10 protein-coding genes are annotated in these 13,676 nt (G+C 74.8%); 5 read left to right on the forward strand and 5 right to left on the reverse strand.

Annotation, left to right across the window (positions count from 1 at the left end; genetic code table 11):
• The first annotated feature begins 158 nt into the window (after nt 1-158).
• From BUE43_RS02915 to BUE43_RS02930, 4 genes are all read left to right on the forward strand, one after another.
• Nucleotides 159-1,232, forward strand: coding sequence for a DNA polymerase III subunit beta family protein (locus BUE43_RS02915; protein WP_073479728.1), 1,074 nt, complete (start codon nt 159-161; stop codon nt 1,230-1,232).
• Between the two features lie 75 nt (nt 1,233-1,307).
• Entirely contained in the window at nt 1,308-1,976 is a 669-nt protein-coding gene (locus BUE43_RS02920) for a hypothetical protein (protein WP_073479729.1), read from the forward strand.
• Between the two features lie 215 nt (nt 1,977-2,191).
• A complete protein-coding gene (locus BUE43_RS02925) occupies nt 2,192-3,223 on the forward strand; it encodes an NAD-dependent epimerase/dehydratase family protein (RefSeq protein WP_083959255.1) in 1,032 nt (343 codons plus the stop codon).
• A gap of 173 nt (nt 3,224-3,396) precedes the next feature.
• Complete coding sequence (locus tag BUE43_RS02930) at nt 3,397-4,260, forward strand: diguanylate cyclase domain-containing protein (RefSeq protein WP_073479730.1); 864 nt, start codon at nt 3,397-3,399, stop codon at nt 4,258-4,260.
• A 103-nt stretch (nt 4,261-4,363) separates the two neighbouring features.
• On the opposite strand, the gene BUE43_RS02935 is transcribed toward BUE43_RS02930, so the two are convergent.
• The 4 genes from BUE43_RS02935 to BUE43_RS02950 form a co-directional block, all read right to left on the reverse strand.
• Nucleotides 4,364-5,719 carry a hypothetical protein gene (locus BUE43_RS02935; protein ID WP_143173912.1) on the reverse strand — a complete coding sequence of 452 codons (1,356 nt, stop codon included), beginning with the start codon at nt 5,717-5,719 and terminating at the stop codon, nt 4,364-4,366.
• 149 nt (nt 5,720-5,868) lie between these two features.
• Nucleotides 5,869-7,218, reverse strand: a complete 1,350-nt coding sequence (locus BUE43_RS02940) for a hypothetical protein (RefSeq protein WP_073479732.1) — start codon at nt 7,216-7,218, stop codon at nt 5,869-5,871.
• Nucleotides 7,219-7,456: 238 nt separating this feature from the next.
• The gene (locus BUE43_RS02945) at nt 7,457-8,599 is read right to left on the reverse strand and encodes a hypothetical protein (protein ID WP_073479733.1); all 1,143 of its coding nucleotides are present in this window, start codon (nt 8,597-8,599) and stop codon (nt 7,457-7,459) included.
• Between the two features lie 303 nt (nt 8,600-8,902).
• Entirely contained in the window at nt 8,903-11,134 is a 2,232-nt protein-coding gene (locus BUE43_RS02950; protein ID WP_234995498.1) for a translocation/assembly module TamB domain-containing protein, read from the reverse strand.
• Nucleotides 11,135-11,278: 144 nt separating this feature from the next.
• Between BUE43_RS02950 and BUE43_RS02955 the strand changes: the two genes are divergently transcribed.
• Nucleotides 11,279-12,451 (forward strand): AI-2E family transporter, encoded by a 1,173-nt coding sequence (locus tag BUE43_RS02955; protein WP_083959348.1) that lies wholly within the window; start codon nt 11,279-11,281, stop codon nt 12,449-12,451.
• A gap of 17 nt (nt 12,452-12,468) precedes the next feature.
• Here BUE43_RS02955 and BUE43_RS02960 read toward each other — a convergent pair whose 3' ends face one another.
• On the reverse strand, nt 12,469-13,665 hold the full coding sequence (locus tag BUE43_RS02960; protein WP_073480226.1) for a GGDEF domain-containing protein: 1,197 nt from the start codon (nt 13,663-13,665) through the stop codon (nt 12,469-12,471).
• Between the last annotated feature and the right edge of the window lie 11 nt (nt 13,666-13,676).

A 13,676-nucleotide genomic window follows, 5' to 3' on the forward strand; every position in this document is an offset into this window, starting at 1 on the left:
CCCTCGCTGACGGCCCTGACACCCGACTGACACGGCTCAGTCACCGACCACGCCGGAAGGTCTGCCGTCGACGACGTCGCGATGTCCGCGCGGCACAACGCCGCGCGCCGTCGTGCGGCTTTGACCTTCAACCCACTTGAACGTCAACAATCGCGGCCATGGACGACACCGAGGCGTTGGTGGCCATCGGCGCCTTCGCGCGGCGGGTGGGGTTGGCCCCGAGTGCCCTGCGGTTCTACGACGACTGCGGGGTTCTCCGGCCCGCGTTCGTCGACGAGGCGACGGGGTACCGCTACTACGCGCCGCGGCAGGAGGCCCGCGCCGTCCTCGTCCGGCGACTCCGGGACGCCGGACTGCCCCTGGTCGACGCCTCGGTCGTGCTCGACGGCCGGCCCGAGGAGGCCCGCGCGGTCCTGGAGCGGCACGCCCGCAGGACCAGGGACACCGCGCTCGCGGCGCAGTCGGCGATCGAGGAGGTCCTGCGCGCCCTGCCGGTCGAGCCCAGCCGGACCGCGGCGCGGATCGGGGGAGCGGAACTGGCCAGCGCGGTGCGGCAGGTGGCCCCCGCGGTCGCGCCCGAGGCCGTCCGCGCGGAGTTCCCGGTGCTGGGTCGGGTCCTGCTCGAACTCGACGGGCAGGAGGTCCGGTTGGTGGCCACCGACCGGTTCCGCCTGGCGGTGCGGGTGTTGCGCCCGATCTCCCTCGACGGCGGCCCGGCCGCGGTGCTGGTCGACGTCTCCGCGATGAAGGACTTCGCGGCCTGGGCGCTGCGTCATCCGGAGATCACGGTCGAGATCCACGAGAACGACGCGCACGTGCGAGGCGACAACGAAAGCCGGTCACTGCCGACGGCCGAGGGAACGTTCCCGCAGTACCGGATGATTCTGGAAGACCTCCCCACCGCTCGGAGCCGAGTGGTCGTCGACCGGGCCGCGCTGCGCGCGGTCCTCGCCAACGCGGACGTCACGGGACCGGTCACCCTGCGCATCACCGAGAACGAGGTGCGGATCTCCGCCGGCGGATCGCACGTCGACGCGCTGCGCGCGATCAGCACCGGGCCGGAGGCGCGCGTCGCGTTCGACCCGGCCGTGCTCCTGCCCGCGCTCGACGCCAGCGTGGGGCCGGACGTGCTCCTGGAGATCTCGTCCGCGTCCTGCCCCGTCGTGGTGCGGTCCGCGGACCAGGGCAGCTTCACCACGCTCGTCATGCCGGTCCGGGCCACGGACGTCTGATCCGACGCGACACGCGACGCGCACCCGCGCCGGGGGCGCCGTCCACGGCGGCGCCGACACGAGAGAGGAAAACCCATGGACCCCAACAACCCGGTCATCCGGCTCTGCGTCGAGGGCATGCAGGCCGAGGCCGAGGGCAGGGACGCCGACGCGCTCGCGCTCTTCCAGCAGGCGTGGGACACCGCGACCGACGACTACGAGGCGTGCGTCGCCGCGCACTACGTCGCCCGCCACCAACCAACCCCCGAACTGACGCTCCACTGGAACCGGGAGTGTCTCCGCCTGGCGGACCTGGTGGCTGACGACCGGGTCAGCGGGTTCCACGCCTCACTGCACCTGAACATGGGCAAGGCCCACCAGAACCTCGACGAGCCCGAAAAGGCGCGCGAGCACTTCGTGGCCGCCGCCGAGCACGTTTCCGCGGCGCCGGCGGGGCAGTACGGCGACTGGATCCGTTTCGCGGTCGCGGAGGGACTGCGCGCGACCGGCACCGGAACGCGTCGTCCGGCGGACGGACCGCTCCCGGACCTCCTCGCCAAGCTCTGCGCCCGCGCCGACCTGCGGGCGCTGGGCCTGATCCTGCCCGCCTACCTCGGCGATCTCGGCACGGACGACGACCAGGTCCGGCTGTCCACGGCGCTCCGCATGGTGCACGCGTCCCGCTGGCTGCCGGACGACGAGCAGGCCGTGCTGAGCGAGGCGATCAGCACGCTGCCCGGCACCAAGCCCCCGGCCGGGGTCTGACGCCGGCCCGGAAACCACCTCCGCCGCACGCGAAGATCAAAGAATGGGCGGACCGGAGAACCGACCGTTCGCGGGAGAACGTTCACCCGCACAGCCAATCTTTTCCCCTCCCCCGTGCCGCATTTCCTGCCGCCCGCCACCGAGATCCCTGACATTGTTCCGCCGCCGGTGAACACCGGTTGTCGGCATGTCAGGCCGGGTCCACGGTTCTCCCCGTGGGCCGCACAGCACTGATCATCGGGGGAACCGGGCAGATCGGCCTGGGAACGGCGGAACGGCTGCTCGCGGGCGGCTGGGAGGTGACCCTCGCCGCCCGGGGCCGACGGGCGGTCCCGCCCCCACTCGCCGACCACGTGCGGGTGGTGGGCTGGGACCGCGATGCCCCTCCGGTCGACCTCGCGGTACTCGCCGCCGGAGCCGACCTGGTGCTGGACTGCGTCTGCTACACGGAGGCGCACGCCGAGCAACTGCTCGGGCTGGGGGATCGGGCGGGCCACCTCGCGGTGGTCTCCAGCGCGGCCGTCTACGTGGACGACCGGGGCCGCGGGATGGACCGGGCGGACGACTTCCCCCGGTTCCCGGTGCCGATCACCGAGGACCAGCGCACGGCGCCGCCCGGCCCCGGGGACTACAGCAGCCGGAAGGCGGCGGTCGAGCGCCTCCTGCTGGAGCGGGCGACCGTCCCGGTCACCGTGCTCCGCCCCGGGGCGATCCACGGCAGGGACTCGATCCACTCGCGGGAGTGGTGGTTCGTCAAACGGGTGCTGGACCGCCGCCCGCACGTGCTGTTCGCGTACGGGGGGACCAGCAGGTTCCAGACCACGGCGGTCGCCAACATCGCCGAGCTGGTGCGGTTGGCCGCGGAGCGGCCGGCGACCCGGGTGCTCAACGTCGCGGACCCGGACGCGCCGACCGTGCTGGAGATCGGCCGGGCCGTGGCCGGGCTGCTCGGCCACGAGTGGCGGGAGGTCCCGCTCCCGCCGGCGGCGTCCGGCCCGCTGGGCCTCAGCCCCTGGTCGGTTCCCGAGGACGTCGTGCTGAGCACGGCCAGGGCGGCGGCCGAGCTCGGCTACCGGCCCGTGACGAGCTGGCTGGACGCGCTGCCCGGCGAGGTGGAGTGGGTTCTGGCCGCCGTCGCCGGCCGTGACTGGCGGGCGGTGTTCACCGACCTGGTCGACAAGTACGGGGGAATCGACTTCTTCGACTACGCGGCAGAGGACGCCTACCTGGCCGAACACGATCTTTGACCGGTCAAGCGCGTGACAACCACTCCGGCGGGTGGCCACGTTGCGTAGTCCCCCGGACTGGACCGAAAGCGGGGAGAAGATCACCGGTACGGGTGGCGTCAGGGGCTTGATCTGGGGCGTGCAACAAGAGCACTCTCAGCGAAAGGCTCCGATCGGCGGAAGGTGAGAGCCCAATGAGTGCCGTGCGAACGGCGGCACCCACCATCACCGGCGCGATCTGGGACGACTTCGTCGCCGACCTGCCGGTAGGTGTGCTGCTGCAGGACGAACAGGGCGAGGTCCTCGCCGCCAACGACCGGGCCGCCGCACTGCTGGGGATGAGCCGGCAGGACCTGGTCACCGGCGCCCGCCCCGCGGGCTGGTCGGCCTGCGACGACTCGGGGGCGCCCCTCCCGGAGCCCTCGGCGCTGGCCGCCCAGGTGCTCCGCACGAGCGCCACCCTCTCGTTGCCGCTCGTCGTGTCGAAGGACGGGGTGCAGCACACCCGGGTCTGGGCCGACTACCACCCGGTCCGGTCCCGCGGTCGGCATCGCCTGCTGGTGTTGCTGCACCCCGTCGACACCGACCTGCCGCACAGCCGGGGCCTGATCGACCCGCTGACCGGGCTGCCGAACCGCGCGCTGCTGCTCGACCGGCTGGACCAGGCGCTGACGAGGGCCCGCACCCGGGGCACGCTGGCCACGCTGGTGTTGATGGACGTCCACCGGCTCGCCGCGCTCAACGCCGAGCACGGGTTCCGGCGCGGGGACGAGCTGCTCGTCGCGTTGGCCGGCCGGCTGCGCCAGGGGTTGCGCCCCGACCACACCGTGGCCCGGTACGGCGGCGACGAGTTCGCCGTCGTCGCCGAGCACCCCACCGGCACCGGCGAGGCCATCGCCGACCGGGCCAGGGAGGTCGCGGCCCGCCCGCTGCGCATCGGCCGCAACCGCATCCGGCCCGCGTTGCGCATCGCGTGGTGCACCAGTGACGGCGCCGCCCCCGTGCTCTCCGTCCTCACCTGCGCCGAGGCCCAGCTCCGCCGGCCGCGCAAACCCTGAACGGGAGTGGGCCCGGGAGCCGGTCGGCTCCCGGGCCCACTCTTCCGGGGAAACACCCCTCTTCGGGGCGGTGACGGGCGGGGCGACGCTCTGGGCGCGCGGCTCAACCCCGGCTCGTCACGTTCCGCAACCAGGTCACCGAGTCGACGGTGCTCAGCGCGGGGGTCGCGGACATCCCCTCCGGCAGCACCTGCTGGTCGTTGATCTCGACCTCGCTCAGGTCCAGCGCGCCGACCTGCGTCCGCAGCGGCAACCCGCCGGAGGGCTGGGTGTACGCCTGCTGGGGCAGCTCCGGGGTCTCGGGCACCGACGGAGTGCTCGGCACGCCCGGCGTGGGCGGGATCGGCTGGACTGGGATCTTCTGCGCTGGGATCTTCTGCGCTGGGGTCGTCTGCGCTGGGGCCGCGCCCGGACGCCCCGCCGCCGGCGCCTCGGCCAGGTCGAACTTCGGGAAGACCAGCGGGGGCAGGCTGGGCTGCCAGGTCCCCCACTGGGTGGTGTCGCCCTGCGAGCGGTCGGTCGTGCGCGGCCGAGGCCGCGGGTGGTACGGCACCTCGGTCACCGGGAGCACGCGCTCGCCCCGGATCTCCAGGGGGTTGACCTCGCGCCGCTCCCCGGCCGCGGCCGGCGGGACCGGCCGCTCCCACGCCAGGGCCCGCCGCAGGACGTGCCGGGACACCGAGAACAGGTGCGCGCCGGCCGGGGTCCTCGTCGGCTCCGCCGAGGGCGTCGGCTCGGGCGTGGCCCGCGGCGGAGCGCTGCGGGGCGTGGCGTCCTCGACGGCGGGGCGGGTCGACCAGGCCACCTGGCTGGTGGAGCCCTCGCCGAACCACGCCTCGGCGTCCTGCGCGGCGGAGGTGTCGTCGGGCAGGGCGTGCGCCGCGGTCCGCTCCACGGCGGCTCCGGCGGGGGACGCGGAACGGGCGGCGAGGGTGGCCAGCTCGTCGGCCAGCGCGTCGATCGTCGCCGCGACCACCCGGTCGCGGCGTTGCGCGTCGGCCACCGCGAACCAGTCGGCCAGGTGTTCGAGGACGAGGGTGTCCTCGGTCTCCTCGGCGGCGAGGCGCGCCGGGCCGCGCCGCACGGCGTCGGCGGGCGTCCGGTCGGGCCAGTCGGGCTCGTCCCGGTCCGCCACCGGCAGCTCGGTGATGGTGCCGGACCAGGTGCCGGCGACACCGCTGATCACCACCGGCTCCGACTGCTCGGTGCGGATCTCCCACAGCACGTCCTCGGGGCGGACGGCGGGGTGGTCCGGCCAGCCCCGGGAGACGGCCGCGGCGAGGTCGGCGCCCCGGTCGACGGTGTCGTCGATGACGTCCAGCGGCATGGTCGCGTCGCCCAGGGGTGGGGTGGGCCGGTCGGGCGCTGGTTCCACGGCCTCGGACACGCCGCCGCCGACGGCCAACATCCCACCGGTGACGAGCGCGGCGTGGATGCCTCGCTTCGCCCAGGGGTGCATCGGGATCTCCTTCACGTCGTCGGGTTCGGGGTTGGTTTCACCGGAGGGGGACCGCGGCCGGGACGTTTCCGGGCGCCGTCGGGCTGGCGGGGAGGGGGGCCGCCCGCACGACGCGCTCGCGCTCTCCCACCGCCCCGGCCGCGGTCGGCTCACTTGCCGCCCGCCGCGACGCTCGGGACGCCGGTCTGGACGAGCCGCTCGACCGGGGTGCTCAGGCGGTCCAGCGCGGACAGCTCCTGGGCGCCGGCGGCGGCCTTCTCCACGAGCCCGCTCTCGGTCAGGGAGCGCAGGCTCTGGTTCCCGGTCAGCTCGGCCGGCCTGGTGAAGGTGCCGCCCCTGGTCTCGTCGGTGATCGCGCGCACCGCTTTGCCGATCCGGTCGACGTCGAGCGGCCGGGTGATCGCGTCGGCGTCGACCTTGCGGGTGATGTCGCCGGTGGGCAGCCGGCGCAGTTCGGCGGTGCCGGGCAGCTGCCGGGCGATCCGGTTCAGCTCGCCCTTGGTCAGCCCGCCCTTGGTCAGCTCACCCACCGGGACCTGCTTCGCCAGCTGCTCCACCTGCTGGGTGCCGCCCGCGAGCTGGTCGACCTGCTGCGGGTTGGTCAGCTTGCCCAGGTCCTGCTGGGACAGCTCCTTGCTCAGCGGAACCCCTTTGACGACCTCCGTCGCCACCTGCTCGGTGCTCGGCAGCTTCTGCTGGCCGAGCTGCGGCGCCTGGTCCGGCGAGGCGGGGAGCTTGGACGAGGAGGGGGACTTCGTGGCGGTGACCCTGCTGTCCGGCTGACCCTCCGGTCGGCCCTCGGGCCGGCTCGCCGGCCGCGAGGAGGACAGGTTCTGGTACGCGTCCGCCATCGCCATCGCCTGGTAGCTCTCGAACACGCTCTCGTAACCCGGGCCGCGGAAGTCACCGCCACCGACGTACCCGCTGAAGCCGTCGCCGTAATCCGACGTGTACCCCGCTTCGAGGTCGCGGCCGAACTCGGAGCCGAACCCGTCGTCGAGCGGCGCGGAGCGCTGCTGGAGAAGACCGTCGCCCGAGCGACTGGTGAGCTTCTTCGTCAGCTCGGTGAGGGCGTCCAACCGGACGGCGTCCTCGATCGCCTTGGTCGGGGAGTTGTTGTTGTTCTGCGCCGGCTTGGCCTCCACGGGCTTGGTGGCCGTGGTGTCCGCGGGCCGGGAGCTGGTCGCGGGGTCGGTTCCCGGCTTCGCCGCCGCTGTCCCCTCGACTGGCTTCGCGGCGCCGGCTGGCGCCCCGGTCACGGGGTCGGTCGCCGCGCCGGTGGTGGCGGCGCCGTCGTTCCCGGTGGTCGCCTGGGTGGTCGTGGCGCCCGGGTTGGCGACGACCTTGGTCGTCGCGGGATCGGTCACGGGCTTGGTCACCTGGTCACCGCCGGGCGCACCGGTGGGCTCGGTGGCGGCGGAGGCGAGGCCAGCGCCGACCGCCAGCAGTCCCGTGCTGACGAGGGCGATCTGGGCGACGCGCTGGGTCCAGGTCTTCATCTGGGGGGATCTCCTTCTTCCGTCGTGACCTGTCGGGAGCGGGCGGCCGGACGAGGTGTGGGGGCACCGCGTCGGGGCTGCGACCACCCGGGTCTGCTGCGGACGGGTGTCCGCGGGGGCGGTGCGCGCGGCCGGCGGGAGGCGGACCCGTGGGGGCCCGGCCCGATCACTGGACGGAAGGTGTGGTCGCCTCACCCGGCGGCACACGCGTCAGCGATCGCTGGCCGCGCGGGTGGGTTCAGTCGGGAGTGACGCCGGGCTGCGGGACGCGCTCGGCGGCGCCGCGCTGGGCGGCGGGGGTCATGAAGCCGCGACCGGCGGTGGTGGGGAACTGGTCGCCGGTGGCGGTGGTGGCCACGACCGGTCCGCCGGAGGTGGGGGAACCGTCGTGGCCGCAGTGGCACGGGCCGGGCAGGGTGGCCGGGTTGGCCGGCTGCCCCGGCAGGTGGTCGGGACGGGCCGGCTCGGGGTCGCCGAACGGGCCACCCGGGTGGTCGGCGGACTCGTCGCCCGACAGGGCGGAGGACGCCGCGCCGCGACCGACCGGCCGCGCGATCCCGCCGCGGGCCGCGGTCGGGTCGCCGGCCCCGTCCGGTTGCGGGGCCGCCGACACCGGACCCAGGGGGGTCGCGGCGTCGTGCTCCCACGCCGGAGCCGGCAGGAGAACGGTCGCGCCGGTCGAGGGGGCGGTCGGCCGCGTGGTCCCGGTCCGGATCAACCGGGCGAGCGCGGCGCCCGCGGCGCCACCGTCTCCGGCACCGCGAACCGCGTCCCTGGCGAACTCGTGGGGCGAGCCGCCGACGGCGTCCTGGATGGCGCCGGGGACGGTGCCGACCGCGTGGTCGAAGCCGTCGACGAGAGCGCCGAGGGCGCTGACGTCGGGCACGTCGCGGGTGAGCGGGCGGACCTGGTCGACCGGGGCGCCCCGCAGGGGCTCCGTCAGCGGCTCGGTCAGCCCGGCCACGCCGGCCCGCAGGGCGTTGTCGACCTGCGGCACCGTGGGCACGACCGACCGCGGGAGCCCGGTGGCGGACAGCGGATCGGGGGCGACCGCGCCCAACCCGGTCCGGCCCAACAGGTCCCCCGCGCCCGCCTCGGCGAGCTGGCGGACCGGCTGCGGGTCCAGCGAGCGGAGCGAGTCGACCGGCTCGGCCGACGCCGGGGGCTGGAGCTGGGCTGGTCCGAGGTGCTCCTGGATGCCGCCGAGCGCCCCGGCCACGCCGGCGAGCGGTCCGTCGGCGAGGGGGCCGTCGGCCGAGGCCGAGCCCGTGGCGAGCAACCAGCTCGCCAGCACCCCGACGACCGCGCCGGCCACCGCCAGCAGGACGCGGGCGAGCGACCGCGTCAGGCGGCCTCCCGTCGCTCCCCGCTGGCTCGTCACCGTCCGCGCTCCCGTCGCCCGTGTCGTCCGTGTCGATCTCGCCGTGTCGATCTCGGTGCTGTCGCCGGCGGTCCCGTCTCGCTTGATCGCCGGTGTGACGCGGGCTGAACACTGGCACGGAAACGAGGGCGGGCGCAGCCGCGGCGCGGGAAGTCCCCACCATCGAGTTACGCGCGATCAACTACTTCCCCGCGCGATCACGGAATGTGGTGTGACCCGCTCCACGTAAGGGAAATCTCCGACGCGGCGCGGAAACCACCGTCGGGACGGATGCCGCGGCGGGCCGCGGTTCGGCGGCGGGCCTCAGCTCCGCTTGAGCACGCGGGTCGCTCCGGCCGCCGCCGTCGACGCGAGGATCCAGCCGACCGCCGTGAGCACCCCGGTGATCCACTGCGACGCGCCGGTGATCTGCCACATGCCGTCCTGCCCGAGGTTCACGATCGGCAGCAACGTGTCGGCCGACAACAGCCACGGGTTCCAGACCGGGTGCTGGCCGTCGTCCAGCCGCTCCATCGGGTGGCCGGCGAACCAGAGCGCCCCGCCCAGCCAGAAGAGCGCCAACCAGAGCACGGCCAGCCAGGGGCGGTAGCCGTACCCGACGGTCCACTCCTGGAGGAAGCCCCAGACCCGGCCGGCCGGCCCCAGCTCGGCGTAGCGCCGTTGTTGCTTGGCGATCAGCACCTTCTCGGCGCGTTCCTCGTCGCCGTTGACGCGGTACACGCTCGCCAGCTGCTCGTACGGGCCGGGCGTGTAGTCCGGCAGCACCCGGCGCAGCCAGCTCAGCCGGGTCCGCACGTCGACCTCGGGCCGGGCCACGACGGCCTGGTAGGCGAAGTCCTCCATGGCGACCCCGCCGGTGGCCGCCCACAGCTCGGCGGCGTCGCCCAGCGAGATGACCTGGGCGCGGGTGAGGACCACCCGCCCCTGCGGCGGCTCGGAGAAGCGCAGCACGAGCTGCTGCGCGGTGAGCCCGTAGCCGTTGAGGGCCACGGTGTTCCCGGCGCTGCCGAGGTGCGCCCCGGTGAAGCTGGCCATCTTGCCGACCTCCGCGAACCGGACCCGGACACCGCCGGCGGCGAGGAAGCCGTAACTGCACAACAGGTCCTTGCCGATGCTCGCGACGCGGGCGTCGAGCGAGGGCTTGAAGGTGCCGTCCGGCCGCCGCCTCGGCTCGTCGAGCTGCGCCCCCGTGCAGTCCACAGTGGACCCGACGTGCGCGTTCTGCAGCCGCAGGGAGCCGCTCGCCCGGATGTTGCGCAGGAAGAGCGTCCCGCCGACGTGGAGCCGGTCGGCGAACAGCACGTCGATGCCGGGGCCCGTCAGGTGGGCGCCGGACAGGCTGGCGCTGCCCCGCACGTGCGCGTCGACCAGCCGGACCTGGCCGTACGCCCGCAGCGGGCCCCCCGACGACGCCTCGTCCCGCTCCTCCCCGGTCGTCGCGGCCACGGCGCTCCTGGCCTCCAGGTCGCCGCCGATCCGCACCCCGTCGGCGACCAGCGCCACGGGCACGCGTTGCACGACCGCGCTGGTCACCAGCTCGGCCACGGCCTCCTCCCTGCCCAGGCACGCGCCGGACAGCCGCAGGTAGCCGCCGATGTTGGCGTTCGGCAGCCGCACGGAGCCCGCCGAGCTGAACCCCGTGTCGAGCTCGACGTTGCCGTCGACCCGCATCCGGTCGGCGACCAGGGTGGCGGTGCCGTCGGCGGTTCCCCTGGGCAGCACGAGGACCTGGCGGTCGGCCCGCTCCGGGGCGCTGAGCTCCGCGCCGGAGAAGACGGCGTCCCCGCCGACCCGGGCGCCGGCGAGCACGACCCGCCCCTCCGCCGTGAAGCGCCCGCCGTCCCCGTCGCACAGCAGGCTGCCGTCGACGATGAGCCCCGTCGCCTCGAACGCGTCGCCGCCCGCGTTGCTCAGGCGCGCGCCGCCGAGGTGGACGCTGCCGCCGACGTGCGCGCCGCGCAGCCGGACCTCCCCGGTCGCGCGCAGCCCGACGGCCTGGATCGAGCCCGAGACCCGCAGCCGCGCGGCGAGCAGGGCGTGGTCCTGCGGGCTGCGCAGCGTCGCCGCTGACAACCGGACGGTGCCCTGGACCGTGGCGTCGGTGAGGTCGACCGTGCCGGTGCTCGCCATGCCGTCGAGTTCGAGGTCGCTGTCCACCCGGAGGTTGCGGGCGCGCATCCCGGGCAGCCGGCACCGGGTGAGCCGCAGCCCGGCGATCCGGGCGAGCTGGAGCTGCGGCGCGTGGTCGAAGGCGCAGCGGTCCAACTCGACCAGGTGCGCGACCTCGGCGGACTCCAGGTGCAGCACGCCGCTGATGTCGGCGTCGACCAGGCGGAGCGCGGGAACGGCGGCGGGTCTGATCCGGTAGAGCCCGGTGAGCAGCGCGACGAGCACGCCGGCGCGGACCTGGCGGTCGGTCTTCGGGCTCGTCTCCGCGCGCCGGTCGCGCAGGTCCAACCGGTCCCCGTTGGCGAACGCCTGGCACACGGCGCGTTCCAGCTCGGTGAGCTCGGACTGCCGCACCTGTCCCGCCACGACGCCTCCCCCGGTCGCTCCCCCTCGGGCGCCCCGGGCTCCGCCGGTCACCGCCCGCCCACCGCCGGTCCCCCTGACGGATGACTGCGATCATGCCGTGCGGAACCGACCCACGGGCCCGTTCCAGCGGCTAACGTGGCGACCGTGCGGAACGCGGCTGACAAGGCGGTCGACGCCCAACAGGCGATCCCGTTCTCCCTCCGGGTGGCGGCGGCGATCGGCTGGCGGTTCCTGGTCCTCGCGGGCGTGCTCTGGGTGCTGGGCAAGGTCTTCAACGAACTGCGCGTCGTGGTCGTCCCGGTCGGCGTGGCGCTGTTGCTGTCCGCGCTGCTCGCGCCCGCGGTGGACAAGCTGGTCACCTGGCGGGTGCCGCGCGGGCTGGCGACCGTGCTGGTGCTGGTCGGCGGGCTGGCCGTGGTGGGCGGCGTGCTCACCTTCGTCATCAACGCGTTCATCCGCGGCCTCCCCGACATGCGCGAGCGGGTCGCGGAGAGCATCAACGCCATCCAGGACTGGCTGAAGAACGGGCCGCCGCACCTCACGCAGGACCAGCTCAGCGGCTACGTGGAGAAGTTCCTGGAGTCGCTGAAGTCGAACCAGGAGGCGATCACCTCCGGGGCGCTGACCACCGCCGGCACCGTCGGCGAGCTGCTGACCGGCATGTTGCTGGCGCTGTTCACGCTGATCTTCTTCCTCTACGACGGCCGGGGCATCTGGTCGTTCCTGGTCCGGTTGCTGCCAGGGCACGTCCGGGCCCGCACCGCGGTGGCCGGCAGCCGGGGCTTCGCCTCGCTGGTCGGGTACGTGCGGGCCACCGCGATGGTCGCGGTGGTGGACGCGGTGGGCATCGGCATCGGGTTGTGGGCGATCGGCGTGCCGCTGGCGGTGCCGCTGGCCGCGCTGGTGTTCCTCGGCGGGTTCGTGCCGATCGTCGGCGCCCTGATCTCCGGCTCGGTCGCGGTGCTGGTCGCGCTGGTCACCTCGGGCGTCGTGCCGGCGCTGCTCGTCCTGGCCGTCGTCCTCGCGGTGCAGCAGCTGGAGGGGCACGTGCTCCAGCCGCTGCTGCTGGGCCGCGCGGTCCAGCTCCACCCCCTGTCGGTGGTGCTCGGCATCACCGTGGGCGCGTCGTTGGCCGGGATCGCGGGCGCGTTGCTGTCGGTCCCGCTGATCGCGGTGTCGAACGCGGTGGTGCGCTCGCTGGCCTCCGGCGAGGGGACCCGGCCGTCCGAGGTGGACGCGCTGGAGCCCGAGGAGGCCGAACCCGACGAGCCGAAGGAGGCGCGCGACGGGGTGGCCCCGCCCCGGAACGCCCCGTGACCCCCGCGTGAGCGCGGTCAGGCGAAGGTGACCAGGTTGCGGCCGGAGCCCTTCGCCGCGAGCAACGCGGAGTCGGCCGCGACGAGCAGGTCGGACAGCTCGTAGCCGAACCGCTCGGTGGTCGCCACGCCGATGCTCACGGTCAGGCCGCTCAGCTCGTGCGGCCGGCCGTCGGCGGCGGTCGTCGGCACCCGCAGCGCGGCCACGGACAGGCGCACGCGCTGGGCCACCGCCTCCGCCTCGGCCGGGGCGGTGTCCGGCAGCATCAGGACGAACTCCTCCCCGCCGAACCGGCCGACCAGGTCCCCCCGGCGCACGCTGCTGCGCAGCAGCACGCCGATCGCGGACAGCGCCGCGTCCCCCGCCAGGTGGCCGTAGCGGTCGTTGACCCGTTTGAAGTGGTCCAGGTCGGCGAGCAGGACGGCCGCGCAGAACCCGCGCCCCCGGGCGCGGGTCAGCTCGTCCCTGGCCAACCGGTCCCAGTGGGCGGCGTTGGCCAGCCCGGTCTTGGCGTCCCGCTGGGCCGACCGGCGCCACTGCGGCAACTGCGCGGCGCGCTCCAACAAGGCCATCGGCGCAGCGGCCATCACGGCGCGGACCGGGTCGTCCGCCGTGACCATCGCGGTCATCCCGCCGATGCACACCGCCACGACGCCGACGGCCACGTCGATCGGGTCGCCGAGGACGTCCGCGCCGCTGGCGCCCGGCGACCGCAGGCGCAGGCCGACCGCGACCACCACGGCGCGGACCAGGAGCATGGTGGCCCCGGACAGGATCAGGGTGGCCACGTCCCACCGCGGGTCGCTCCACCCGGCCGTGGCCCGCGCGGCGAACGTGGCGAGCACGGTCGCCGCCGTGGTGAACAGCCACCGGTGCGGCTCCGGCCGCGGTCCGAGGACGCCGTGCAGGGCCGGCCCCAACAACAGCAGCACCAGGAGGTTCGCCGGCAGCGCGAACACCCCGGCGACCAGGTAGCAGACGTGGATCGCCCACGGGTTGCGGGTGATCTCCCTGCGCACCTGGCTGGTCACCGCGGTGCCGACGATCACCAGCCCGGAGGAGACGGCGATGGCGGCGAACCGGGTGAGCTCCTCGGGAGTCGGCTGCGCGCCGGAGAGGGCGACCGCGGTCACGGCGGCGAGCGCGCCGACGTCGACGGTCAGCCAGTAGCCCAGCGCCGGTCGACTCAGCGTCCACAGTGGCCAGTGCCGCAAGGCAGCCCTCC

The sequence above is a fragment of the Streptoalloteichus hindustanus genome (assembly GCF_900129375.1).
Classification (GTDB): Bacteria; Actinomycetota; Actinomycetes; order Mycobacteriales; family Pseudonocardiaceae; genus Streptoalloteichus; species Streptoalloteichus hindustanus.

Excerpts from the sequence above, each read along its gene's own strand:
- BUE43_RS02920 (WP_073479729.1), top strand. The coding sequence starts at position 1,308 with ATGGACCCCAACAACCCGGTCATCCGGCTCTGCGTCGAGGGCATGCAG.
- BUE43_RS02940 (WP_073479732.1), bottom strand. The coding sequence starts at position 7,218 with ATGAAGACCTGGACCCAGCGCGTCGCCCAGATCGCCCTCGTCAGCACG.
- BUE43_RS02935 (WP_143173912.1), bottom strand. The coding sequence starts at position 5,719 with ATGCACCCCTGGGCGAAGCGAGGCATCCACGCCGCGCTCGTCACCGGT.
- BUE43_RS02930 (WP_073479730.1), top strand. The coding sequence starts at position 3,397 with ATGAGTGCCGTGCGAACGGCGGCACCCACCATCACCGGCGCGATCTGG.
- BUE43_RS02915 (WP_073479728.1), top strand. The coding sequence starts at position 159 with ATGGACGACACCGAGGCGTTGGTGGCCATCGGCGCCTTCGCGCGGCGG.